The organism is Fodinicola feengrottensis, from assembly GCF_039530045.1.
Taxonomy (GTDB): Bacteria; Actinomycetota; Actinomycetes; order Mycobacteriales; family HKI-0501; genus Fodinicola; species Fodinicola feengrottensis.
The window spans coordinates 75,541-99,040 of sequence record NZ_BAAANY010000003.1; the positions used below are offsets into that span (position 1 = coordinate 75,541).

The following is a 23,500-nucleotide window of genomic DNA, read 5'->3' on the forward strand; positions in this document are numbered from 1 at the left end:
CCGCTAGGAGCCTAGGAGTTTGTGGCCGTCGAAGAAGCCCAGCTCCTGCTCGTAGAACTCCAGGCCGATGCCGTTCGGGTCGCGGATGTAGACACTGTCCTGGATGCCGCGGTCCGGGCCCAGATAGTCCACTCCAGCCGCGTCGAGTTTGGCCTTGATGGCGGCGAAATTCTGCGGCGACGTGGACAGAGCGAGGTGCTGCACCGCACCGATGGTCTCACTGAATTCCGGATGATCGTGGCCGGGAAAGTCGAAGAATCCGAGCAGGTTTCGGTTGCCGATATCGAAGAAAAAATGGCTCGACCCAGCGTAGTCCCGGTTCTCCACCAGCTCGACCAGCGGGAAGCCCAGGAACTCCTGGTAGAACTTGATCGTCGCTTCCACATCCTTGCAGATCAGAGCGAGGTGGTGGACCCCCTGGACAACGGTCGCCGGGCGCTGCGCGGCCGGCCGCAAATACTCGGCTCGCAGCTCGTTCCGGCGCGCCCTGACCTTCTCCAGCTCATCGCCCTGCGGTTGCGGCATGTCATCCTCCGGTGTCCGTGCGTACGCCACCATAGTGAGCCTCCGCCGGACCGACTGCAAGATCGGCCCGGAAACATGCTGTTTACCTCGGAAACCAGGTCATAAACAAGCCGGAAACACCGACTCAACAGCCAGCGGAAATGCTGGACGCCGATCTCCGATGCCCACTCCGCATGAGGTGGACCGATGTCCGAAACCGTGAAAATCAGAGCCGAGGCGCCCACCGGCACCACCCGCACGTACAACAAGTGGACCAGCAACAGCACGCTGGAGGACTACTCGCTGCGGTACGCGCCACGGTCGTTCCGCAAGTGGTCACCGTACGTCGTGGCAACCACCGCACTCGGCGGCATCGCCTATCTGGCCGACTTCGCGATCGGCGGTTCGATCGTGATCACCCATGGTTTCACCAACGCGGTGGTGGCGGTTCTGGTCGCGGCACTGGTGATCTTTCTGACCGGCATCCCCATCTCGTACTATTCGGCCCGCTACGGGATCGACATGGACTTGCTGACGCGGGGGGCCGGCTTCGGCTATCTCGGGTCGACCTTGACGTCGATCATCTACGCGAGTTTCACCTTTATCTTCTTCGCACTCGAGGGCTCGATCATGGCGCAGGCTTTCCAGCTGGCGCTGCACATCCCGCTCGCGGTGGGATACCTGGTCGCCGCTCTGGTGGTTATTCCGCTGGTGATCTTCGGCATGACCGCGTTGTCCAAGCTGCAAGTCTGGACCCAGCCGATTTGGCTGGTGCTGATGTTCGCGCCGTTCGTCGCGGTTGGCATCATGGATCCGCACAAGTACGTGGAGTGGACGCATTTCGCCGGCGACTCACCCACCGGTGCGGGATTCAGCATGATCGGTGTCGGACTGGGCGCCGGAGTCGCGCTCTCGCTGATCGCGCAGATCGGTGAGCAAGTCGACTACCTGAGGTTCATGCCCGAAAAGACACCGAAAAACTCTCGCCGCTGGTGGACGGCCGTGCTGGCCGCCGGGCCTGGCTGGGTGATTCTCGGCGCGTTCAAACAGTTGGGCGGCGCGTTCCTCGCGTTCTATGTGGCGGACCGGGTGGGCCTGGTACGGGCCGGTGAGCCGATCGAGCAGTTCCTCGGCGGCTTCGGCGGCTTCATGCCGGCGATCGCACTCGGGGTAGCCGCGTTTTTCGTGGTGTTGTCTCAGATCAAGATCAACGTTACCAACGCGTACTCCGGATCGTTGTCCTGGTCGAACTTCTTTTCCCGAATCCTGCACAAACATCCGGGCCGGGTGGTCTGGCTCTTTCTCAACGTGGGCATCGCGCTGGCCCTGATGGAGTTCGGTGTCTTCGGATTCCTCAACACCGTGTTGGGGTTCTATTCCAACGTGGCGATCGCGTGGATCGGTGCGGTGACCGCCGACCTGGTGATCAACAAGCCATTGAAGCTGAGCCCTTCCTACATCGAGTTCAAGCGGGCTCACCTGCACAATTTCAATCCGGTCGGGTTCGGCTCTATGCTGATCGCCTCACTGGTGTCGATTTTGGCCTTCTTCAACGTTTTCGGTCCAGCGGCACGGGCTTTCTCACCGTTCATCGCGATCGGACTCGCCTTCGTGCTGTCACCTTTGCTGGCCGTCCTCACCAAGGGCCGCTTCTACCTCGCGCGCGAGGACAAGCTGGAACCACCGCTTTTCGAGGGCGGCACGCTTTCCGACCATCTGATGACCTGCGTCTCATGCGGGAACGAATTCGAGCGACCGGACATGGTTACCTGTCCGTACCACTCAGGTACGCTCTGTTCGCTTTGTTGCAGCCTGGAAAGCTCCTGCCACGACATGTGCAAATCAGTCGGTCCAGTCGATTTGGGAGTGCCAATCATACGGTGAATTTGCCCTTTCGGGCGCCGGACGGCATCGATGGGGCAATTCTCCTGTTTGGTGGGGCCTGTACCACTCTAAGGTGGTGCTTGTTCTATGCCTAACCATTGAAAGGACTTCGCCGATGCACCGCAAGGCAGTCGTGGCCGTTCTGGCCGCCGCCGCAGCACTGGCGCTGGGAGCCTGCGGACCCACCGCAACGAAGGCGAACAGCGCGCCGAACAACCAGCCGAAGGCGCCAGTGGCACTGACGCCGGCCGACAAGATCGCAGCCGCGTACGACGCCACTCTCAAGGCCGGTACGGCGAAGTTCACCGCCGCCCTGAGCACCAAGATCAGCGGGAACCAGATCGATCTGACCGCTGCGGGCATGGTCCAGTTCAACCCGCCGCTCGGCGAAACGACACTGACCGGCAAGGGCACCAACGTTCATATCATCTCGGTAGGCGGCGTTGTGTATGTCCAGAACGACAACGGCAAGTGGACGAAGGTGGACCCGACCCAGGCCACTTCCACCGGCGGCAACGACCAGGTCGACTATCTGGGTTTCCTGAAGGGAATCACCGGGGAAGTCGCTTCGGCCGGCACCACGACCATTCACGGCGCGTCAGCGACCGGCTACAAGGTCACCGCGGACATCTCCAAGGCCATTCAGAACTCTCCCGGTGGAGTGAACAAGCTCCTGGAAAAGATCAAGAGCGGCGGCACCAGCAGCTTCCCGATCGAGCTCTGGCTGGACGATTCGGGCCGGCTCGTCCAACTCAAATTCCACTATGACGCGAATGCGCGGGGCGCGGACATCGTCAGCGATGACAGTGTGCAGTATTACGAGTTCGGCACGCCGGTGAATGTGACGGCGCCGCCGGTCGGCTGACGATTTTCCTCACGAAATGAGCGCCCTTCCCATCGCAAGGGCGCTCATTTCGTTTGTTGCCCACCCGCCCCGTGATGGTACGGGTCGGATAGCATTCCGCTCATGTCCTATTCTCCGTACCCACCACCGCCGCAGCGGTCGGGTTCTACCGCTAAAATCCTGATCGGTATCGCGGTCGCCGTCGTGGTTCTCGGCATCCTTTGCTGCGTCGGAAGCCTTATCTTCGTCAAGGTCACTGGCGGCGGCAGTGTGAACTGCAGCACCGGCCACGGCTGCACCTCTCGCCCTGGCGGCGCTACCAACACATTTTTCCTGGCCTGACCTGGGCGCGTACGGGCCTCGAAGCGGCCCGGGAAGCATCGGACGGACGACGTCGAGCGGCCGCGTGCTGCTGAGTCATCCTAGTGACCGGCCGCCATCAACGACGATGCGTTGCCCGGTCACGAAGCCCGCACCGTCGGACGCGAGGAAACTCACCACGTGGGCGATGTCCGACGGCGTACCCATCCGGCCCACCGGCACCGTCGCCAAATAGGCGTTCCGATTGTCGTCGGGCACGTCCGCGTGCCGCTCGACCGGAATGAAGCCGGGCGCCACGGTATTAACCGTGATGCCGCCCGGCGCAAGCTCGCGAGCCCAGCTCAGGGTCAGGCCGATCTGCGCGTTTTTTGCGGTGGCATAAGCGGAACGCCCTGGCGGTGGCCGGTGCGCGACCTCCGAGTCGATCTGTACGATCCGGCCGTGGCGACGCTGTCGCATGCCGGGCAGCACCTCGGCACCGAGCAGAATCGGGCTCTTCACGAAGAAATCCAGCTGGGCGAGATGCTGTCGCCAGGTCACGTCGGCAAGCTCGGCCTCCGGCTGTGGACCGGTCGCGTTGAGCACCAGCACGTCGATCGGACCCAGCACGTCCGAGATAGCCGCCACCAGGCCGGCGACCTGTGACGGATCGGTAACGTCAGCCGGAAAGTACTCGGCGGTGCCACCGCTCTCCCGGATACCACAGACCACATCGGAGAGTTGAGGGTCGCCTCGTAGTCCATTCACCGCGACCGCGAATCCGTCTGTGGCCAGTCGCCGGGCAATGGCCGCTCCCAGCCCGCGCGAGCTGCCTGTCACCAGGGCCACCCGTTCGTACGACCGAGTCATGAAGCCATCCTTCCACGGGTTCGCGCTCAAAGCGCTGCTGGGAAGGCCATTTGCCGCTGCGGATTCCAGAGTGTGCAGACACCGACGATCAGTCGGCCGGCTCTACCCAATAATGCTGTTTGTGCCGGTGCCGCTCAAACTCATCGATCCGCGCCTGCGCTGCCTCTTTGGTGTCGTACCGCGCGACCTCGACCTGGTTCCCGTTGTCGTCCACCCGCCACAAAACCCACCGGGGACGGGCTGTGCGCCGTTCCTCCATCGCCTCAGTGTCGCAGATCCAGCGACATGTGGTGAGAGAGATTCAGCTATCCCCCCCCCCGACGATTTTCGGGATCAGGAGGTGTTGGGGGTTCCGGAAAGAAGTACGCGACATTGGCCACGTCGGCAAGGAGTTTCGCCAGCTCGAGCAAGGCGACCCGAACTTCCTCGAGCTCGGCGCGCAGCTCGCCGGCACGCGCCCAGGCCCGCTCGTGGGCAAGCGGTCCCACCCCGGCCGGCCGGCCGAACTCCCAGTCCTTCAGCTCTGGATGCCATTTAGTCATGAACAGGCGCAATGCCGTGTTCAGAACGCCGAACGCGACTCGGCCGAACGTGATGTCATCCTGACGGTGTCGCGGTGCCAGGTCGGGCCCGTACTTGCGCAGAATTCCCCTGGTGGTGTCAAAAAGCGAGTAGAGACTGGTCAACGCGTCTCTGAGCAACCCCTGGTCCGGCGGCAACGGCACGACGGAGACTCGGCTTATCAGCTCGGTGTACAACTCCCAGGCCGCCTCGGCCTCAGCTTTGGCTGGCACCCACGTTCCCGTTATGCCACCGATAAACGGGACAGTCAGGTTGACATCGATTTTTCGCGGGCGGGCGGCGCCTCGCCAGTTTCGTCGCCGACGCATATCTACCCCTCGCTCGATTCCGGAAAGAGCAGCGAGGCGGCGTTTGCCAACTCCGCCAGCCGGTCCACCAACGGCCGCAGGCGCACCGAAACCTCAGCAAGGTCGGCTCGGAAGGTGGTTGCGTCAGGCCACCCGCGTTCGCGTGCGGTCATGCTCACGCCAGCCGGCCTGGACTCAATCCACGTACTCAGACGCATTTTCCACCGGGACACCAGCGGGTCCACCACACCCAGCAGAATCTGGTCGGCGATCGCCTCGATCTGGAAGTTGAGGCTGCCTGGATCGGGATCGGGGCGATGCCGTCCGAGAATCTCCCGGCACCGGGTAGCCATCACTTCGACGCTGCTCAGTGCCTCGGTCAGCAGCCCCTCGCCGGCCGGCAACGAGACAACCACGACCCGGGTGGCGAGCTCGACATGCAGCTCCCACGCGACTCGCTGCTCGGCGGCCAGCGCATTGGACACGGTGGTCATCGTAAGCGCCTTGCTCCGCTCACGCATGCGCGGACGGGTACGGTCGTCCAAGAGTCAACGAAACGGCGGAGGCGATGGACGGGCGGGATGCGGACGCAGCCGGGTGGGACGTGTTCCTCAGCTACAGCCGCGGAGACGACGCGGCACCGGCCCGTACGCTCGCGGATGCGTTGCAGGGACACGGTTTGCGGGTCTTCTGGGACGACCATGACATCCAGCCCTTTCAGGGGATTTCCCGCAGCATTCTGCTCGCACTGGGTCGTTCCAAGGTCCTGTTAACTTATTTTTCGGCCAACTACCCACGTCGGCGGGCATGCCAGTACGAGCTGACCGCTGCCTTTCTCGCCGGACAACAGGAAGGCGATCCGACCCGACGGGTGTTGGTGGTCAATCCGGAGCCCGGTCGCGACCATATTGATCCGCTCCAACTCCGCGATGCGCGGCACGCGCGAGCACCGAAATCGCGTCGCGACCTCGAGCAGCTGGCGAGTCAGATATCCGCCCACGTACGGACAATCGGCACTGAGATCGGTCAGATCGAGCCGCTCGCGGCACCACTCTGGCTGCCAGTTCCTGCTCGTCCGCGGCCGATCCGAAGTGTCGAGCGAATCACCGAACTTTGGGATCTGCATTCGGCTCTACACCCATTCGACGCCGCGTTGACGAGTGAGCCGAACCAGCCGATCGCGGTTGTCGTCGGTCCAGCCGGGGTAGGAAAAACCGTTCTCGTTACCGAGTACGCACACCGCTTCGGAGCGGCATTCCCGGACGGCATCTTCTGGCTCGACGGCAGTGGCGACGATCCACTGCCAGCCATCAGGCGGCAGCTGTCCGCGATAGCCGAGGCGTTGGTTGGCCACCAGGTGCCGCAAAACGCCGCCACTGCTATCGCTGCCGAACTGCACAACCGCGCCGCCAGGTCATTGTGGGTCCTGGACGGTGTCCGCCCAGGGCTCGACGACTCGGTCGTCACCGCTGGCCTGGGTCCGCATCCATTGGCGCGTACGATTATCACCACCCGCGACCGACGCTATGCCCATCTCGGCGTCCTGGTCGATCTTCGACCCGGGCCGCCCCCGGGATCGGCACCGAGCGGACTTTCCGTCAGCGCAGCGGAACGTGCGATCGCCTGGCGGCTACAAGTTGAGCTCGCGTACCGAATCAGGGAAGTAGGCAGCGGCCATTTGCGCGGCGCATTGGCGGCTTTGTATGGTCTTTTTCTCTTTGTCCGGCGCCTCCTGGCGGACGCTTCGCCGACCGCCGCCGCCGTTGTCAGAATGCTGGTCGTGCTGCACTTAAGGCTTCGACCGCTGCTGACCTACTGGCATCCAACGCTCAAGTCTTACGAGCAGAGCAGAACAAGGACATCTGATCCGGTCGACCACGAGAGCCGGTGGAATCGACGCGGCGAACTGGAAAACGCTCTTGCCGTCGTACGGGCGCAACTGGCCGGCACCATGGCCGACCTGGCCGTCATTACCGGCAGCCGTTATGGAATCGCTGGGCGTCCGTGATGGGGACGTACGCCCAGCGATCGGACCCCTAGTACTCAGTTTTCCCGTGTTCGCATGCAAGTCCTCCTCGTTCTCGACGCTCTCTCTGAGAGAGGCGTCTCCGAGGATTCCTGGCCGAGCATGAGAGAACCTTGAACAGTTCTTGCAGTGCTGCTGGTCAGCCGCCCAGTGCCAGCACGACCAGCACTGTGGTGGTAGCGGTTTCCAGCAAGGAGCCGAAAACGTCGCCGGTGACGCCGCCGAAGCGACGAACCGCGATCGTACGAAGGACGACCGCGGCGACAAGTCCTGCCAGCACAGCACAGACATCGAGAATGGCTTCCCGAAAGCCACCGGTCGCGTTTGCGACGAGCCAAGCCAACCCGAGCGTCAGCACGGACCAGCCCCAGCCGGTGAGCCGGCTGAGGCCAGCGGCGACCAAAGCACCGAAACCGTCCGGGCGGGCCGACGGTACGTGCCGGGCGCAGGCCATCACGACTGCCAGCCGGCCGGTGACGGTGGCCAACACAATCGCCCGCATCCCGAAGGTCACGTCCAGGTGCATGCACTGTGCCAGCGCGGAAATCTGCACCATGATGACGAGAAGGAGCGTCACCACGCCAAAAGGGCCGATGTCCGAGCGCCGCATGATGGCCAGCGCGCGAGCCGGCGCGGCCCGCGACCCCAGGCCGTCGGCGGTGTCGGCCAAGCCGTCCAGATGCAGGCAGCGGGTAGCCATCGCCAGCACCGAAATCGCCAACGTGGCGGCCAAATAGTCCCCCACCGGGCCGATGGCCAAGGTGTGGACGCCGTAAAGAACAACGGCGGCGACCGCACCGAGCAACACGCCGATCATCGGCAGCCACACGATCGCCGGCCGGGCCGCGGTACGGTCGGCGCGCAGCGTCGAGGTGACCGGCACCGGCATGATCGTAAACATTGTCAAGGCCAGCAGCAGCGAAACGACCGCACGGCGGGTACGACTCACCTCAGCCTCGTGGGAATCCCTGCCGTCATGAGCACCACCTGATCACTTACGGCGGCGATCCGCGCGTTGACGCGCCCAAGTTCGTCCCGGAATCGGCGGCCGGCCACGGTTGCCGGTACGACGCCGGAGCCGACCTCGTTGCTGACCACCACCACCTGTCGGTCAGTTTTGCGCCAGGCGCTCACCAAGGAGTCGATCCGCTCGGCTAGTTCCGCGTCGGCGCCCGGAATCTCCGCCCACACACCGCAGTCGTCCATGACCCCGCTTAACCAGGTGGACAAGCAGTCGATCATCAAGGGCACGTCTGTGTCCAAGGCCAACAACGGCACCAGGTCACGGGTTTCGTGCGTACGCCACGACCTCGGCCGGCGTTCGCGGTGGCCAGCCACCCGGTCGGCCCACTCCGGATCGGCGGCCGTCGGTACCGGCCCGGGCGCGACGTAGTCGACAGTGTCCACAGTGGACAGCAGACCTTCGGCCGCTGCCGACTTGCCGGACCGGGCGCCGCCCAGCACCAGCACCCGGGACCTGCTCGTACGCGGCTCATCGTTTGCCGGCTCAGCAACAGAAACGGCGGTCGGCGTCTGGTCCGTGACGCCCGCGCTGTCGAATGTCGCCACCTCACGCAAGACGCGGACCGCGCTCTGCACCAACGGCAACGCGAGGGTGGCACCGGAGCCCTCGCCGAGGCGCAGGTCGAGATCCACCAACGGCCGCAATCCCAACGCGTCCAGGGCGATCGCGGCGCCCGGCTCGACCGAGCGGTGTCCAGCCACCATCGCCGCCACCGAGTCCGGCGCCAACGCTTTCGCCGCCAGGGCCGCCGAACACGCGATCACGCCGTCCAGGATCACCGGCACCTTCCGCGCCGCGGCACCCAACATAAAGCCGGCCAGCGCCGCGTGCTCCAGCCCGCCGACGGCGGCCAGCACGCCGATCGGATCGGCCGGATCGGGCAGGTGCAAAGCAAGCGCTCGCCGGACGACCTCGATTTTCCTGCGGTGCATGTCATCGTCGATGCCGGTGCCCCGGCCGGTGACCGCCACCGGGTCCGCGTGCGTGAAGGCGGCGATCAGGGCCGCCGACGCGGTGGTGTTGGCGATCCCCATATCACCGGTCAGCAGGCAGCGATTTCCGGCCGCTATCAGGTCATTTGCGACTTCGATGCCAATTTCCATCGCGCGTAAGGCATCCGCGCGCGCCATCGCTGGGCCCGCGGTCAGGTCAGCGGTGCCCCGCCGCACATTTCGGGACACCAGACCAGGTCCGGCTGGCACCTCGGCCGCGACACCGACGTCCACGACGACAACGTCTGCGCCCACCTGCCGGGCCATCGCGTTCACCACCGCCCCGCCAGCCAGGAAATTGGCCACCATCTGCGCGGTCACCTCCTGCGGCCACGGCGACACCCGCTGGGCGTGAACGCCATGGTCACCAGCGAAAACAGCGACCGCGGCCGGCTCCGGCAGCGGCGGCGGACACACTCCCGCGAGGCCCGCCAACCGTACGGACAGATCTTCCAACGCTCCCAACGAACCCGGCGGTTTGGTCAACCTGCCGTGGCGCTCCTGGGCCGCCCGCACCGCGGCCGGGTCGACCGGCCGAATCGCGGCCAGGGTTTCGTCCAGCACCGAGCTCACAGCACCTCCGCCAGAATGTTCACAAAAGCATCGGTCGTGGCTGGATCGCGAACGGCGATCCGCAGCCAATCCTTGCCAAGACCGGGAAAAGTGTCGCCGCGACGGACCGCGAACCCACGCTCGCGCAATCGCTCCCATACCCGCAAACCGCCGGCAACCCGCGCCAACACAAAGGAAGAGACGGGCTCGACCGGCACCGTTATCCCTGGCAGCGCCAGCAACTTCTCGAGCAGGTACGAGCGGTGATCGGCCAACAAAACCGCGGCCTGGTTCGCCTCAGCGAGAGCCTGCGGAGTCGAACAGGCGACGGCCGCCGCGGCCGCCAGGGTGGAAACCGACCACCGCGGCTGAGCTTGCTCCACAGTGGACACCACTTCGGCCGGCGCCAGCAGATAGCCGACCCGCAACCCGGCAAGACCCCACGTTTTGGTCAGGCTACGGACAACCACCAATCCTGGCAGCCCAAGCCCGGCCACTGACTCCGGCTCGCCCGGCACGGTGTCCGCGAAAGCCTCGTCGACCACCAGCATTCGACCCGGCTTGGCCAGCCGCAGCAGCGAATCCGCCGGATGCAGGACAGAGGTGGGATTCGTCGGGTTGCCTATCACCACCAGGTCAGCGTCATCCGGGATCGCCGCCGGATCGAGCCGGAATCCGCGCGAGGGATCCAGAATCACCCGCTCTACTTGATGGCCGGCCGCCCGCAGGGCCGCTTCCGGCTCGGTGAACTGGGGGTGTACCACCACGATCCGGCGGGCCGTGGTGGTACGGGCCAGCAGCACGAAAGCCTCCGCCGCGCCGGCTGTCAGCAGCACCTGCTCAGGCCTTCGCCCATGTCGTGCGGCCACCGCGGCGCGCGCTTCGGATGTCCTTGGATAGCTGGAAATATCGTCCAGCGCGGAGACCAGAACGGACCGCAACCACGCCGGCGGAGCATCCGCGCGTACGTTCACCGCCAGGTCAACCAGCCCGTCTGCGACCTCGGCATCACCGTGATGCGTGAGATCGACCTGCGCTGGGAGGCTGGCGAGGGCGACCGTGGCCAACGCGGATTTCCTTTTGGGCAAGAGAAGTTCGCCACCGCCGGCCAGCGCGGCGGCCTCGGCCACGCTGGCCGTGCCAACCGCGTGCCGGACCAGCGGGCTGGGATGCGGCACCTCGACGACGTCCAACTGCTCGGCCGGATAGCTGACCAGTGCGATGCCCAGGCCAGCCGCGGCGGCCACCACGCCCGGCTCGGCGACTCGCGAGTCCACTGTGGACATTTGGGCCACCGCGGTGGCCGACAGGCCGGCCTCGGCCAGTGCGGCTGCGATCAGCCCGACAATCTCGTCCCGGCTGACACCCGGCCGGCATCCGAGGCCAACCACCACGGCGGTCATCGGGCCGCCGCCACGAAACGCTGGGCGATCTCGGGCTTTCCGGCCCAATGCAAGTGCAAGTAGGAGGCGTGCACAGAACCACCGGCGAAGCCTTCGGCGGCACCGTCCATCGACCAGGCTGCCACCGGTCCGGACCGAGGTTCCACCACCGTACGGTGAAACTCGTGACCGGTCACCGCGGTGCCGGCCGCGAGCAGCACGGAATCGGCCGGCGCGCTCGCATCTCGGTAGCCGAGCGACAGTTTTGGTGTCATCTGGCCGGCCGCGTCCAGCACCGCGCACATCGGGTGACCGTCAAGTTCCCGGGCCAGATAAAGCAATCCCGCGCATTCGGCCGCGATTGGGCCGCCGGCGGCAGCCAGCGCCGCGACCTCCTTGCGCAATATCTCGTTAGCGGACAACGCTTGGGCGTGCATCTCCGGAAAGCCACCGCCGATCACCACCGCGGCCGTACGCTCAGGAAGGTGCGAGTCGTGCAGTGGGTCGAAAGGGACCACCTCGGCACCGGCGGCAGCGAGCAACTCGGCGGTTTCCGCGTACGAGAAGGTGAAAGCCGGACCCGCCGCGATCGCCACCACCGGCCGGGTAGGCGAGGAGTGCGGTGTCGGCACCCACGGGCTGCCGCCAAGAGGTCCAGCCGTACGAGCCAACGCGACCACCGCTTCCAGATCCACCGCCGCGGCGATCGCGGCACCCAGTCGGTCCACAGTGGACACCGCCGCGTCGGCGCGCTCGGCGGCCGGGACCAGACCAAGGTGCCGCGAGGGTGCCGCCACCGCGTCGTCCCGGCGCAGCGCGCCGAGCACCGGCATGTCCAGTTCTTCCAACGCGGCTCTCAATATCTCTTCGTGCCGGTCTGAGCCGACCCGATTCAAGACGACTCCACCGATGCGCAGTTTCCGGTCGTACGAGCGAAATCCAGCGACCAGAGCGGCCACCGACCGGCCCTGCGCTGCCGCGTCGACGACAAAAAGCACAGGAGCGTCCAAAAGCGCCGACACATGTGCGGTTGAGCCAAAAGCGGTGGTCCCGCGGCCGTCGTAGAGGCCCATTACGCCCTCGATGACAGCGATATCCGCGCCGGCGGCGCCATGCAAGAAAAGCGGTTCGATCAGGTTTTCGCCGCACAACACTGGATCCAGGTTCCGGCCGGGGCGCCCGGCGGCCAGCGCGTGGTAACCCGGGTCGATGTAGTCCGGCCCGATCTTGTGCGGCGACACGGTAAAACCACGCGATGACAGAGCCGCCATCAGGCCAGTAGCCACGGTTGTCTTGCCATGCCCCGAAGCGGGCGCGGCGACCACCAGCCGGGGAATGCTCACCATTCGATCCCCCGCTGCCCCTTCTGCCCACTGTCCATCGGGTGTTTTACCTTGGTCATCTCGACGACCATGTCGGCCGTGTCGATCAGCGGCCCGGCCGCGTCCCGGCCGGTGATCACGACATGCTGGTGACCGGGCCGCTCCCGCAAGGTGGTCACCACCTCGTCGACTTCGACCCAGCCCCATTTCATCGGATAGGTGAACTCGTCCAGCACATAGAAGTCGTACGTCTGGGCGGCCAGATCGCGTTTGATCTGTGCCCAGCCCTCGGCCGCACTGGCCGCGTGGTCGTCCTGCCTCCCAGGTCGTTGAATCCACGACCAGCCCTCGCCCATCTTGTGCCAGCCGACCGCGCCGCCCTCGCCAGTCTGCTCATGCAGCCTTCCCAGCGCTCGAAAAGCCGCTTCTTCGCCGACCTTCCATTTGGCGCTCTTGACAAACTGGAAGACCCCGATCGACCATCCCTGGTTCCACGCCCGCAACGCCATGCCGAAGGCCGCGGTGGACTTGCCCCGCATCGGTCCGGTGTGGACGATCAGCAGCGGCCGGTTTCGGCGTTGTCGAGTGGTGAGGCCGTCTTCGGGCACATCGGTCGGTTTTCCCTGTGGCATCAGGCTGCTCCAGTGAACGTACGAACCGAAGCCGCGAGGGTGTCCGCGGCCAGTTCCTCCAACCGCACCGCCGGTCCGCCCAGCGCCATGGCGAGTTTCCCAGCCAATCCCAGCCGAACTGGCCCACTTTCGCAGTCGACCACCACGGCCGCGGTCCCCTCGGCGGCCAACAATGCGGCCGTACGATAGGCGTCTTCGAGGTCGCCACCACCGCGCCGGGTCGCCCGGCCGTCGGTGACGACCACCATCAACGCCCGCCGCCGGGGATCACGCAGGCGCTCGACCCGCAGGACTTCCCGTGCCCGCAACAAACCGGCGGCCAGCGGCGTACGCCCGCCGGTCCGCAAAACAGTCAGACGTGCGGCCGCGGTGTCCACGGAGGACGTGGGCGGCAGCGCGAGTTCAGCGCTGTCACCGCGAAAAGTCACCAGACCGACCTTGTCCCGGCGCTGGTACGCGTCTAGCAGCAACGAAAGCACCGCCCCCTTGACCGCACCCATCCGGGACCGGGCAGCCATCGAGCCGCTGGCGTCCACCACAAACAGGACGAGGTTGGACTCGCGCCCCTCTCGGCGGGCAAGGCGCAGATCCTGGCGGCGCAGAATCAAGCCGGCACTCGTACGGCCGCGAGCTTTTTGCTGCGGTGCGGCGGCAATCATCGTCGAGACGAGGTGCAGACGGCCGGCTTTGCCGGTCGGCCGGCTGGATCCGGTCACCCGGCCGACATCCGTCTTCGCCCGGGAACGTCGACCGGCGGCGCCGCTGCCCACCCCTGGCACCTCCAGCCGGCGGGTCCGGAAAGTGTCGGTAGGGGCGGCAAAAGACTCGCCCGGCGCTGGCATCGGCCGCTCGGGCGCAGAGCCGGAATCAGTCGGGGAGCTGGAGTCTGCCGGCGCGGGACTGTCCTGCGGTGCCGGCGCCCCACCCGGACCGTCATCGTGGGGATCATCGTCGTTCGAATGATCATCGAGCGCGTTGTCGAGTTGCTCCTCATCCAGACCGGGAGCGTCGAACGGATTTCGCCGGCGCCGGTGCGGCAACGCCAACCGGGCGGCCATTCGTACGTCATCTCCATCGACCACGCTCCGCCCTTCCCAGGCGGTGTGTGCGACGGCCGTACGAGCGATGACGATGTCCGCTCGCAGCCCGTCGACTTCGAATGAGGCACACACCGATGCGATCTGGCGCAGGACCGCGTCCGGAAGTGCCACCTGAGCGAGAAGTTCCCGAGCGGTCAGAATGCGAGACGCCAATTCGCTTTCGGCGGCCGAAAACCCGGCAGCGAAAGAAGTTGGATCAGCATCGAACGACAGTCGTCGGCGAACTACTTCGGCGCGGGCGTCCACCTCTCGCGGGGCGGCCACCTCGACGGTCAGCCCGAACCGGTCGAGCAGCTGCGGCCGGAGCTCACCCTCCTCCGGATTCATCGTGCCGACCAGCAAGAACCGCGAGCGGTGCCGGATCGAGACACCTTCACGCTCCACATAGGACATGCCAAGTGCGGCCGCGTCCAACAAAAGGTCCACCAGATGGTCGCCGAGCAGGTTCACCTCATCGACATAGAGCAGGCCGCGATGGGCGGCGGCCAGCAGCCCCGGCTCGTACGCCTTCACGCCCTCGGCCAGCGCACGCTCGATGTCAAGTGCTCCCACCAGCCTGTCCTCGCTTGCGCCGACCGGCAACTCGACCAGTCTGGCCGGCCGGCTTTCCCGCGGACCGGCGAAATCGTGTGGGCCGTCCGGACAGTCCGGGTCGATATCGGCCGGGTCACAGCTGAAACGGCAGCCGCTGACCACCTCCACCGCGGGCAACACCGCGGCGAGAGCCCGCACGGCGGTGGACTTGGCGGTGCCTTTTTCGCCGCGTACCAACACTCCACCGATCGCGGGGGAGACCGCGTTGAGCACCAACGCCAACCGTAGGTCGTCCATGCCGACGACGGCGCTGAGCGGGAAAATGGGGGCAGTCACTGCGCTCCTCATGCGGGTGGTCCCGGTGGTACGAACGGCAGACCAGCCGGTGGGCCGTCCGAGATCAGCCGCATCACCGCGGCGGTGTCCAGGTGGTCGGCAATCAGATCGCCCACCAGATCGAGCCATCGTTGGCGTATATCGGCGAAACAAACCTCACCTGGTACAAAGCGCCGGCCGGCCTGCGCGGCGGTCTCGGCCAGGAAGGCTCGCCGGAAACCGTCGTTTTCCAAGACGCCGTGCCAACTGGTCCCGCAGACCGTGCCGGCTGAACACCCATCAAGGAAAGCCTCGCCGCCTGCCACCGAAACCCGGCCGTGCCGAATCTCGTACGCGTGCACCGGTTGCCCGTACGCCTGCCCCGAAGGACGGCCGAGCACCTTTTCTGGTCCAAAGTGGACAGTGGTGGGCAGCAGGCCGAGGCCGGGCACGATTCCCTGCCGGCTTTCCACCTCGTCGTCGATCGAGCCCGCCAACATCTGGTAGCCACCGCAGATCCCGAGGACCGGCCGTCGCTGGGCGGCCCGTCGTACGATCGCATCGGCGAGCCCGTTTTCCCTTAGCCAGGCCAGATCCGCGACGGTGGCACGGGTGCCTGGCAGGATCACCAGATCCGCATCGGAAAGTTCCTCCGGCCGGGTGACAAACCGCAGCACCACGCCCGGCTCGGCGACCAGCGGGTCCACGTCGGTGAAATTCGAGACGCGCGGAAAGCGGACCACCGCGACGCGCAGCACATCCTCGCCGACCGGCGGCGCCACCGCTGGCCGCTCGGCAGTCAGGGCGAGCGAATCCTCGGCGTCCAGCCAAAGGCCGGGTACCCACGGCAGCACACCGAGCACCGGCCGCCCAGTCAACCGGCGCAGCGAGTCCAGACCCGGTCCGAGCAGCCGAGCGTCACCGCGGAACTTGTTGACCACGAAACCAGCCAGCAACGCCTGGTCCGCCGGCTCCAGCAGCGCCAGAGTGCCAAACATGGCAGCGAAAACGCCACCCCGGTCGATATCTCCCACCACCAGGACAGGCAGCCCCGCGGCGCGCGCCAAGCCCATGTTCGCGATGTCGGTGTCCCGCAGGTTGATCTCGGCGGGCGAGCCGGCGCCTTCACAGATCACCACGTCGTAACGCGAACGCAGGTCGCTAAGCGACTCCAGCGCCGCTTCCCGGAGGCGGGTTTTTAGCTGCCGGTACGAAAGCGCGCTGACCTCGGCGATCGGATGGCCGAGCAGGATCACCTGACTATGCCGATCGCTGCCGGGTTTGAGCAGAACCGGGTTCATCACCGCTTCCGGTTCGATCCGGGCGGCCGCCGCCTGCGCGGCCTGCGCCCGGCCGATTTCGGCGCCATCGCGGGTGACCATGGAATTCAGCGACATGTTCTGGGCTTTGAAAGGCGCGACTTTCACGCCCTGGCGGGCCAACCATCGACACAGTCCGGCCGTGACGATGCTCTTGCCCGCGTCTGAGGTGGTCCCGGCGACCAGCAGAGCGCCACTCACGTCGCGACCTTGCGGGCCATCGCGAAAAGAATGGCAGCGGCGACTCCCACCAGACGGGACAGCCGCACTGCCCGGCCAATGTCCTGGACCGTCGGTTCGCGCCCATCTCCCAGCACACCACGAATTTCCACCCGGTCGCCGTACCGGTTCACGCCCCCGAGCCGGACGCCCAAGGCACCCGCGAAAGCCGCTTCGCACTGGCCCGCGTTTGGGCTCGGGTGCCGGCCGCCGTCCCGGATCATCGCGGTCACCGCGGCACGCGGGCTGCCGTCAACGGAACCCGCGAGGGCAGCGGCCAAAAACCCGGTCAACCGGGCCGGCACCCAGTTCACCAGATCGTCGAGTTTCGCAACGGCCCAACCGAAACGCTCATATCGCTCGTTATGGTGACCAATCATCGCGTCCAGCGTGTTAATCGCTCGATAAGCCAGCAGCCCCGGCACCCCCGCCACCGCACCCCAGAACAGCGGCGCCACCACCGCGTCGGAGGTGTTCTCCGCGATCGACTCGACCGTCGCCCGACTGAGCTCGGCCACCCCGAGACCGGCCGCGTCCCGACCGCAGAGGTGGCTAAGGCGCGTACGCGCACCAGCCAGGTCGTCGGCGGCCAGCAGGGCCCGCATCCGGGCGCCCTCACGCGCCAACGACGTGCCACCCAACACTGCCCAGGTGCCGGCCGCGGTCATCGCGATCGCCGGCAGCGGTGTGCGGGCCGTACGCGCGAGGACGACGCCAGTGAGCCCCGCAGCGCTCACCAAGGCCCCACCGTAGACGGCTCCGCTGCGCCGGCTGTCCGCCCACACTCGCCGCTCCAGTGCGGCCGCGACCTGCCCAAACGCGGCTACCGGATGGCCGCGCCGGGGATCGGCGAGGGCCAGGTCCAACAGGGTCCCCGCGAGCAGGCCGACCGGGAGCGTCCACCGGGACGCGGCCATCGCGAAACCTTCCTCGGGGTGTCCGCGCCCCAGGACGAAGGGATCGACGACCGGAGTTCCTGGCTCACCGGGCTCGCACCCGGCTGACAGTGGCGGGACCGCGCCGGAGTCGCACCGGCTTCCTCCCTGGTCATCGACGAACCTTCGCAGGCAACCACAGCCGTTTCGGCACTGTCAAGGCGGCCGCCTATGACCACCGCCACGCCCGATGGGTCCTGTTCCATTTTTGGGGCACCTTGCGGAGATGGATCCAGATCCCACCCAACCGCTTCGGCCGCTCCCTCGTACGGACCCGAAAGCACGTTCCAACGCCGACATCCCGATATTCGCCGCGTCCCGGGCGACATCCACGCCACCAGCGACAATGTCTCGTCACGCGGGCGAGATTTCGCTGCCCTCGGGCACAAAGAAGGACGCGACCAAGTCGCGTCCCAGCTGATCGTCCCGCGCGCGTCGGCGGTCAACGCGCAGGCCAGCGACAGAGAGTGCCTACTGAACAGGGAAGTTCCCGACAGGGGAACGAAAGTGCGCCGGGCCGGTCGGGGGCCCGGTCCGGCGCAGATACCAAGATATACGTATGTGCTGACATAAACAACCGCTTCCCGGAGCAGGGCGGGTTAAACTTCCGGTAAACCCCACACAGTGCCAGCCTTGCTGTGTTTGGGTCATGCCGTACGGATATCTGGTGGCACAGATCGGCTCCGGAAGGGCAAGACAGATGACGGAAGCAGCGGTCGATCCGGCTGGCGACACCCGGGGCACGGCGGTGAACGGTCGCGCGGCGGTGGTCACCCTCACCTATCTCGGCTTCACGCTGCAACTCCTGCAAGTCGGAATAGTGCCGTTGTTACCCACCATTGGCAAACAACTGCACCTCGGTGTCGCCGATACCTCCTGGCTGGTGACCTCGTCGCTGTTGGCCGGCGCGGTGGCGCTGGCGGTGATCAGCCGGCTCGCCGATCTTTACGGCAAGAAACCAATGATTATGGTGTCTCTCGCGCTGGTGCTCGCCGGCTGCCTGATCGACTGTTTCGCGACCAGCTTCCCGCTGCTGATCCTCGGCAGGGTGTTAATGGGAGCGCAGTTCCCGATGCTGGCGCTCCCGGAGGCGATTGCCAGCGACACCATGCCGAAAAAGCGCGCGCAGCTCACGATCGGCGCGATCCACGCCGGCAACGGGGTCGGGATCGGCGGCGGCATCCTGTTGGGCGCGCTGGTCGGCATTCACCCCACCGCCTGGCGGTCCTTTTTCGTCATCGGAATTATCACGGTCGTCATCGGGATGGCTGCGACCGGTTGGCTCGTACGAGATTCCCGGCATCGGGCGGCCGGCCGGCTGGACCTGACCGGCGCGGTACTGCTGGCGCTCTCGCTGGTCGGCATTCTGCTCGGCCTCAGCAAAGGACCCACCTGGGGCTGGGGATCGCCGCGAGTGGTCGCATTGCTGGTGGCCGGGGTCGTGTTGTTGCTGCTCTGGCTGGTTTCGGCCGGGCGGGCGAAGAATCCGCTGATCCGGCTGAGCGACATTCTGAAGCCGCACGTGAGAGTGCCGTATCTCATGACATTCCTCATCGCCTTCGGTGTCTACGGCTCGCTCTCCGCGGTCACCAGGCTGGCGCAGACCCAGCCGGCGGTGGCCGGTTTCGGCTACGGATTCACGATCCTGCAGACCGCGTGGTTCGCGGTCCCGCAGACAATCGGCGCCATCGTGGGGATAATGTTGCTCCAGCGGCTGACCAGGCGCGGCAGCATGGCGGTGTCCGCGTGTGTGGGCGTCGGCCTCAATGCCCTGTCATTTGTGGCCTTCGCGGTGCTCGCCGGCGCCCCGATCGCCGTTTTGACCGCACAGGGCGTTTATTCGATGGGCACCGCGATCGCGCTCGCCACCACCCAGATCCTCATTGTCGGCGCGGTGCCGGCGTCCGAGTCCGGGGTCGCGCTGGGGATCTCCATTGTCGCGTACGCGGTGGGAAACTCCTTCGGCAGCGACATCGTCGGCCTGCTGCTGAGCGCCTTCGGCGGCGCCGGCGGCGCTCCCACCGAGACCGGTTTTCTGGTCAGCTTCTGGGTTTGCTGCGGCGCCAGCCTGCTCGCGCTCGCCATCGGCGGCTCACTGGCCGTCAGGTCCAGGATCAGCGGCGCGGCGGCTCATGCCGCCGGCTGACCCGGGTCGGCGGGCCCGCCGATTTCGTCCGCTCCACCGCTTTGCGGGGCGTACCAGCCGGTGCGGGTCGCGCCGCGACCGTCTCGGCTTCCAGCTCGTCCACCATCCGAAGGCCCGCGAGCGCCCAGCGGACTTCCTGTTTGGCCCGCTCGATCAGCCCGTGGTAGACGTGCACTTTGTAAGCCACGACTTGCTTTCGCAGGTGTTCCGGCGCCTGCGCGAGCCGAATCCGGAGCAGGTCGGTGTCCCGGTTCTCCAGCTGCTTGACGTGCGCCTCCCAGCGCCGCCGCTGCTCTTCGTGATGAGCCCGGTGAGCCTCGAAATGCTTGCGCGCGCTGGCATAGTCACCGTATTCAAAATAGCTGCTCTTCAGGTAGGCGGCGTCTCTTTCGCGCGGCAGCGGAGAGAGTTCCTCGACCCACCGCGCCAACTCCGCGCGGCCGTCATCGGTCAACGAATAGATCCGCTTGGTGGCGAAAGTGCCGCGCGCCTCGGAGCGCCCGGTGATCATCCCGGCCTGCTCCATTCGCCGCAGCTCCGGATAGATCTGCGAATGCGGTGCGTGCCAGACGTAAGCCACCGACTGGTCGAAGAACTTGGCCAGGCTGTAGCCGCTCATCGGCTCGGCTTCCAGCAGGGCAAGCAAGGCGTGCCGAAGCGACACGGCACGCACCTCCCTTCGTCGTCCGCACGGCGCGGATGCTGCTGCACATACTACGGCCGATACGTATATATCGGAGTTGTCGCAGGATCGACAGACCAGCACGCCGCGGCGGGCCGGCAGGAACGGGAGGCAGCATGAGCGTACGGGTGCCGATCACGATTGCGTGCTGGGACTACGACCGTACTCAGGCGCTGGCCGACGGCCGGATCCGGCCGGAGGGCGTCGACCTGACCTATCTGGCCCTGCCGGTCGAGGAAACCTTCTTCCGGATGGCCCGCTACCAGGAGTTCGACGCGGCCGAGATGTCACTCTCGTCCTACGTGCTGTCGTTGTCCGGCAACGATTCTCCGTTTGTGGCCATCCCGATTTTCCCGTCCCGTGCCTTCCGGCACAACGGCATCTACGTACGAGCGCAGAGCCCGTTACGTGAGCTGTCGGAGCTGGCCGGCAAAACCGTTGGCATCCCGGAATACCAGGTCACCGCCGCGGTGTGGATTCGCGGCATCCTGGCCGAGTTCCACCAGGTGCCGGTCGAGTCGGTGCGCTATCGCACCGGAGGCCTGCAGCAGAGTGGCCGGGTGGAGAAAATCCAGCTGAGTTTGCCAGCCGGCGTCGACGTGGAACCGGTGCCGGCGGACCAAACGCTCACCGATCTGTTGCTGAGCGGGGAACTTGACGCGATCTACAGCCCGCGAACCCCACAGTCCATGTTGGACGGTGACATCTCGATCCGCCGGCTGCTCGCGGACCCGCGAGCAGCCGAGGAGGAATACTTCACCCGGACCGGCATCTTCCCGATCATGCATGTGATCGTGCTTCGGCGTGATCTCTACCAGAGTCATCGCTGGCTGGCCCGCTCGCTCTTCCAGGCTTTCGTCGACGCCAAGCACAACGTCCAGCAAAAACTTGGCGAGACCGCGGCAAACCGCTATATGCTGCCCTGGCTGTATGCCGCGGTCGAGCAGACCCAGTCGGTGATGGGCCGGGATTTTTGGCCGTACGGACTGAAAGCGAACGACACGACGCTGCGCACCTTCCTGCGCTATTCGTACGAGCAGGGACTGGCCGGTCGCCTCTTCGAGCCGGCCGAGCTGTTCGCACCGGAGTCTCTGCAGGCGTACCGAATCTGATCCGCGGCCGGGATGCCTCAGGACGCGGCGGCCGCCGCACGACGGGCCCGGCGCTTGCCGACACCGCGCTCGACCAGCCACCATTCGGCCAGCAACAACATTGTCGTCCAGCCCAGCCAGGCTCCCAGCGGAGCGATCTCGGCTGGTGAGGGCGATGGCAAGGCGATCGCGAAGATGATGCCCCAGATCCGGTTCGTGATAATCGAGAAAGTCAGCGCGAAACTGCGAATCATCCACCGTCGGTGGTCGGCGAACCGGCGCTTGCGGGCCATCCGGAACCCCACCGCGGTAAATGTCAGCCACAGCACCGCAAGCATCACGTCACTGGCCGCCGCCGGCGGCCCGTACGGGCTCGCCGCGCCGATGATCAGACCGCACACCCCGGCCGGCAGCACCCCGGCGAAGACGTACACGCGACCAATTCTGCGGTGCACGATCGGATACCGCTGGCGAAACCACGGCCAGATTTGCAGGCAGGCGGTCAGCATCGCGACCGACGCGAACCCGATGTGGGCCACCAGGAACGGGTAGTGCAGCGGGAAGGACGACGGCACTCTGGACAGCTGGGGATTGAGTGTTGTGTACGGCGGCAAGGAAAACGCCAAGAAGAGCAGCGCGATCAACATCAACGGCACCACCCACGGCCGACGCCACCAAGGCGTTGCGGGCCGCCGCGCGGTCTCGGCGGCCACTGCCTGTCCGGTGGATGTTGCCATGACTGGTCCTTCCCTCGTATGTCACTCATACGCCGTACGGCGAAGTGTTCGTACAGCGTACCAATTGACGGCCACACCTCCCAGAGACGAAAGTATTACTCTACTGTACCGACTAAAGCATCATAGTGGCCCCCACCTCCGAGCTAGTGCACTAGCGCACCGGCGCAGGAGGGATGGTCACCAGACATAGAGGCGCACGACCGTAGAGATCTGCTAAGTTTCACCTCAGGTGCACTAGTGCACTAGGAGGGAAGACGGTGGCGATGCCCGATCCGCGCTATCAACTGATCGCCGACGAGATCCGCGGCCGGATCGAATCCGGCGCGCTGGCTCCCGGCGAACGAGTGCCGTCGACCCGGCAGATCGCCCGCGACTGGCAGGTCGCGATGGCCACCGCCACCAAGGTGCTCACCACCCTCCGGCAGCAGGATCTGGTGGAGGCTCGACCGGGTATCGGCACGGTTGTCCGCGCTTTGCATGCGAAAAAGCCCCGAAAGGCGGACCCGACCGCACTCAGCAAGGACACGATCGTCACCGCCGCCATCACGATGGCCGACGCCGAGGGCCTCGCCGCCCTGTCCATGCGCCGCGTCGCGGCCGCGATGGATGTCGGGGCGATGACCCTTTATCACTACGTTCCCAGCAAAGAGGAGCTCGTCCGGCTGATGGCCGAAGCGGTCTTCGCTGTCGAGTCGCTCCCCGACCCAGCCCCAGCCGGCTGGCGAGCCCGCCTGGAAACCGTCGCCCGCCTGCACTGGCGTACGTACGGACGCCACCCCTGGGTGGCCGCGCCGGCCATGACCTCCCTGGCGAGGCCACCGGTGCTGCCCAGTGCCATGGCCCAGGTCGAATGGCAACTCGCCGGACTGGACAACCTCGGTCTGACCCACCTGGAAATGCTCCGCGCGGTAGGAAGCCTGAACGGCTTCGTCGGCGGCGTCGCCCTAGGCCGCGGGATGGAGCTTGAAATCGAACAGAACTCCGGCATCACCAGCGAAAAACGCTGGGCCGCGTACGACTCCCTCGCCCGGGAGGTCATCTCCAACGGAAACTTCCCCACTCTCAGCAAAATGCGCATCGGTCGCGGCGAGAGCGCGGACCTCGCCGCCCTCTTCGAATTCGGCCTGCAGCGCCACTTGGATGGGTTCGCCGCCTTCATCGACCGAGCCCGGCAACACCCCCCACCGCGAAGGTGACGTTCGACGGCCGGATTGCCTGCTC

At 66.1% G+C, this 23,500-nt stretch carries 21 protein-coding genes and 1 riboswitch; of the genes, 6 read left to right on the forward strand and 15 right to left on the reverse strand.

Features of this window, described 5'->3' with window-relative positions:
• Positions 1–3: 3 nt before the first annotated feature.
• Positions 4–525, reverse strand: a complete 522-nt coding sequence (locus tag ABD301_RS04835; protein ID WP_344307529.1) for a VOC family protein — start codon at positions 523–525, stop codon at positions 4–6.
• Positions 526–711: 186 nt separating this feature from the next.
• On the opposite strand from ABD301_RS04835, the gene ABD301_RS04840 reads away from it, so the two are divergent.
• Together ABD301_RS04840 and ABD301_RS04845 are read left to right on the forward strand one after the other, a co-directional pair.
• A complete protein-coding gene (locus ABD301_RS04840; protein ID WP_344307531.1) occupies positions 712–2,388 on the forward strand; it encodes a purine-cytosine permease family protein in 1,677 nt (558 codons plus the stop codon).
• Positions 2,389–2,503: 115 nt separating this feature from the next.
• Positions 2,504–3,253: an SCO4651 family lipoprotein gene (locus ABD301_RS04845; RefSeq protein ID WP_163569865.1), complete on the forward strand. Its 750-nt coding sequence runs from the start codon at positions 2,504–2,506 to the stop codon at positions 3,251–3,253.
• Between the two features lie 396 nt (positions 3,254–3,649).
• Here ABD301_RS04845 and ABD301_RS04850 read toward each other — a convergent pair whose 3' ends face one another.
• The 4 genes from ABD301_RS04850 to ABD301_RS04865 all read right to left on the reverse strand — a co-directional run bounded on the left by ABD301_RS04850 (position 3,650) and on the right by ABD301_RS04865 (position 5,765).
• A complete protein-coding gene (locus tag ABD301_RS04850; RefSeq protein ID WP_344307533.1) occupies positions 3,650–4,402 on the reverse strand; it encodes an SDR family NAD(P)-dependent oxidoreductase in 753 nt (250 codons plus the stop codon).
• Between the two features lie 88 nt (positions 4,403–4,490).
• Positions 4,491–4,661, reverse strand: a complete 171-nt coding sequence (locus tag ABD301_RS04855; RefSeq protein WP_344307536.1) for a hypothetical protein — start codon at positions 4,659–4,661, stop codon at positions 4,491–4,493.
• Positions 4,662–4,707: 46 nt separating this feature from the next.
• Entirely contained in the window at positions 4,708–5,196 is a 489-nt protein-coding gene (locus tag ABD301_RS04860; protein WP_344307538.1) for a hypothetical protein, read from the reverse strand.
• Between the two features lie 98 nt (positions 5,197–5,294).
• Complete coding sequence (locus ABD301_RS04865) at positions 5,295–5,765, reverse strand: hypothetical protein (protein ID WP_163569864.1); 471 nt, start codon at positions 5,763–5,765, stop codon at positions 5,295–5,297.
• Between the two features lie 74 nt (positions 5,766–5,839).
• Here ABD301_RS04865 and ABD301_RS04870 point away from each other — a divergent pair, with 74 nt between their 5' ends.
• The gene (locus ABD301_RS04870) at positions 5,840–7,279 is read left to right on the forward strand and encodes a toll/interleukin-1 receptor domain-containing protein (protein WP_344307541.1); all 1,440 of its coding nucleotides are present in this window, start codon (positions 5,840–5,842) and stop codon (positions 7,277–7,279) included.
• 157 nt (positions 7,280–7,436) lie between these two features.
• On the opposite strand, the gene ABD301_RS04875 is transcribed toward ABD301_RS04870, so the two are convergent.
• Genes ABD301_RS04875 through ABD301_RS04910 form a run of 8 tightly spaced genes read right to left on the reverse strand, consistent with a single transcriptional unit; the run spans position 7,437 to position 17,605 of the window.
• The gene (locus tag ABD301_RS04875; protein ID WP_344307543.1) at positions 7,437–8,246 is read right to left on the reverse strand and encodes an adenosylcobinamide-GDP ribazoletransferase; all 810 of its coding nucleotides are present in this window, start codon (positions 8,244–8,246) and stop codon (positions 7,437–7,439) included.
• Positions 8,243–9,886 (reverse strand): nicotinate-nucleotide--dimethylbenzimidazole phosphoribosyltransferase, encoded by a 1,644-nt coding sequence (gene cobT, locus ABD301_RS04880; RefSeq protein WP_344307545.1) that lies wholly within the window; start codon positions 9,884–9,886, stop codon positions 8,243–8,245. Before cobT ends, ABD301_RS04875 begins: the two co-directional genes overlap by 4 nt.
• Positions 9,883–11,268: an Rv2231c family histidinol phosphate aminotransferase CobC gene (gene cobC, locus ABD301_RS04885; RefSeq protein WP_344307547.1), complete on the reverse strand. Its 1,386-nt coding sequence runs from the start codon at positions 11,266–11,268 to the stop codon at positions 9,883–9,885. Before cobC ends, cobT begins: the two co-directional genes overlap by 4 nt.
• Positions 11,265–12,593, reverse strand: coding sequence for a cobyrinic acid a,c-diamide synthase CobB (locus tag ABD301_RS04890; protein ID WP_344307549.1), 1,329 nt, complete (start codon positions 12,591–12,593; stop codon positions 11,265–11,267). Before ABD301_RS04890 ends, cobC begins: the two co-directional genes overlap by 4 nt.
• Positions 12,587–13,201, reverse strand: coding sequence for a cob(I)yrinic acid a,c-diamide adenosyltransferase (gene cobO, locus ABD301_RS04895; RefSeq protein WP_163569860.1), 615 nt, complete (start codon positions 13,199–13,201; stop codon positions 12,587–12,589). Before cobO ends, ABD301_RS04890 begins: the two co-directional genes overlap by 7 nt.
• Positions 13,201–15,183: a putative cobaltochelatase gene (locus ABD301_RS04900; RefSeq protein WP_425551886.1), complete on the reverse strand. Its 1,983-nt coding sequence runs from the start codon at positions 15,181–15,183 to the stop codon at positions 13,201–13,203. The genes cobO and ABD301_RS04900 overlap by 1 nt, the downstream gene beginning before the upstream one ends.
• Complete coding sequence (locus ABD301_RS04905) at positions 15,180–16,670, reverse strand: cobyric acid synthase (RefSeq protein ID WP_344307554.1); 1,491 nt, start codon at positions 16,668–16,670, stop codon at positions 15,180–15,182. Before ABD301_RS04905 ends, ABD301_RS04900 begins: the two co-directional genes overlap by 4 nt.
• The gene (locus tag ABD301_RS04910; RefSeq protein WP_163569859.1) at positions 16,667–17,605 is read right to left on the reverse strand and encodes a cobalamin biosynthesis protein; all 939 of its coding nucleotides are present in this window, start codon (positions 17,603–17,605) and stop codon (positions 16,667–16,669) included. The genes ABD301_RS04905 and ABD301_RS04910 overlap by 4 nt, the downstream gene beginning before the upstream one ends.
• Positions 17,606–17,636: 31 nt before the next feature.
• Positions 17,637–17,758, reverse strand: a riboswitch (cobalamin riboswitch).
• Positions 17,759–18,323: 565 nt separating this feature from the next.
• Between ABD301_RS04910 and ABD301_RS04915 the strand changes: the two genes are divergently transcribed.
• Entirely contained in the window at positions 18,324–19,769 is a 1,446-nt protein-coding gene (locus ABD301_RS04915; protein WP_344307556.1) for an MFS transporter, read from the forward strand.
• Here ABD301_RS04915 and ABD301_RS04920 read toward each other — a convergent pair.
• Positions 19,738–20,433, reverse strand: a complete 696-nt coding sequence (locus ABD301_RS04920) for a PadR family transcriptional regulator (protein ID WP_344307558.1) — start codon at positions 20,431–20,433, stop codon at positions 19,738–19,740. The two genes, ABD301_RS04915 and ABD301_RS04920, sit on opposite strands and share 32 nt — an antisense overlap.
• A gap of 134 nt (positions 20,434–20,567) precedes the next feature.
• Between ABD301_RS04920 and ABD301_RS04925 the strand changes: the two genes are divergently transcribed.
• On the forward strand, positions 20,568–21,563 hold the full coding sequence (locus tag ABD301_RS04925; RefSeq protein ID WP_344307560.1) for a substrate-binding domain-containing protein: 996 nt from the start codon (positions 20,568–20,570) through the stop codon (positions 21,561–21,563).
• Positions 21,564–21,580: 17 nt separating this feature from the next.
• On the opposite strand, the gene ABD301_RS04930 is transcribed toward ABD301_RS04925, so the two are convergent.
• The gene (locus ABD301_RS04930; RefSeq protein WP_163569856.1) at positions 21,581–22,279 is read right to left on the reverse strand and encodes a DUF2306 domain-containing protein; all 699 of its coding nucleotides are present in this window, start codon (positions 22,277–22,279) and stop codon (positions 21,581–21,583) included.
• A 263-nt stretch (positions 22,280–22,542) separates the two neighbouring features.
• Here ABD301_RS04930 and ABD301_RS04935 point away from each other — a divergent pair, with 263 nt between their 5' ends.
• Positions 22,543–23,475 carry a TetR/AcrR family transcriptional regulator C-terminal domain-containing protein gene (locus ABD301_RS04935; RefSeq protein WP_344307770.1) on the forward strand — a complete coding sequence of 311 codons (933 nt, stop codon included), beginning with the start codon at positions 22,543–22,545 and terminating at the stop codon, positions 23,473–23,475.
• Positions 23,476–23,500: the final 25 nt, after the last annotated feature.

What these genes read in the sequence shown, in the direction of transcription:
- ABD301_RS04925 (WP_344307560.1), top strand. Translation starts at nt 20,568, where the DNA reads ATGAGCGTACGGGTGCCGATCACGATTGCGTGCTGGGACTACGACCGT.
- ABD301_RS04890 (WP_344307549.1), bottom strand. Translation starts at nt 12,593, where the DNA reads ATGGTGAGCATTCCCCGGCTGGTGGTCGCCGCGCCCGCTTCGGGGCAT.
- ABD301_RS04855 (WP_344307536.1), bottom strand. Translation starts at nt 4,661, where the DNA reads ATGGAGGAACGGCGCACAGCCCGTCCCCGGTGGGTTTTGTGGCGGGTG.
- ABD301_RS04840 (WP_344307531.1), top strand. Translation starts at nt 712, where the DNA reads ATGTCCGAAACCGTGAAAATCAGAGCCGAGGCGCCCACCGGCACCACC.
- ABD301_RS04845 (WP_163569865.1), top strand. Translation starts at nt 2,504, where the DNA reads ATGCACCGCAAGGCAGTCGTGGCCGTTCTGGCCGCCGCCGCAGCACTG.
- ABD301_RS04835 (WP_344307529.1), bottom strand. Translation starts at nt 525, where the DNA reads ATGCCGCAACCGCAGGGCGATGAGCTGGAGAAGGTCAGGGCGCGCCGG.
- ABD301_RS04935 (WP_344307770.1), top strand. Translation starts at nt 22,543, where the DNA reads ATGCCCGATCCGCGCTATCAACTGATCGCCGACGAGATCCGCGGCCGG.
- ABD301_RS04865 (WP_163569864.1), bottom strand. Translation starts at nt 5,765, where the DNA reads ATGACCACCGTGTCCAATGCGCTGGCCGCCGAGCAGCGAGTCGCGTGG.
- ABD301_RS04910 (WP_163569859.1), bottom strand. Translation starts at nt 17,605, where the DNA reads ATGGCCGCGTCCCGGTGGACGCTCCCGGTCGGCCTGCTCGCGGGGACC.
- ABD301_RS04850 (WP_344307533.1), bottom strand. Translation starts at nt 4,402, where the DNA reads ATGACTCGGTCGTACGAACGGGTGGCCCTGGTGACAGGCAGCTCGCGC.
- ABD301_RS04915 (WP_344307556.1), top strand. Translation starts at nt 18,324, where the DNA reads ATGACGGAAGCAGCGGTCGATCCGGCTGGCGACACCCGGGGCACGGCG.
- cobC (WP_344307547.1), bottom strand. Translation starts at nt 11,268, where the DNA reads ATGACCGCCGTGGTGGTTGGCCTCGGATGCCGGCCGGGTGTCAGCCGG.
- ABD301_RS04870 (WP_344307541.1), top strand. Translation starts at nt 5,840, where the DNA reads ATGGACGGGCGGGATGCGGACGCAGCCGGGTGGGACGTGTTCCTCAGC.
- cobO (WP_163569860.1), bottom strand. Translation starts at nt 13,201, where the DNA reads ATGCCACAGGGAAAACCGACCGATGTGCCCGAAGACGGCCTCACCACT.
- ABD301_RS04900 (WP_425551886.1), bottom strand. Translation starts at nt 15,183, where the DNA reads ATGAGGAGCGCAGTGACTGCCCCCATTTTCCCGCTCAGCGCCGTCGTC.
- ABD301_RS04930 (WP_163569856.1), bottom strand. Translation starts at nt 22,279, where the DNA reads ATGGCAACATCCACCGGACAGGCAGTGGCCGCCGAGACCGCGCGGCGG.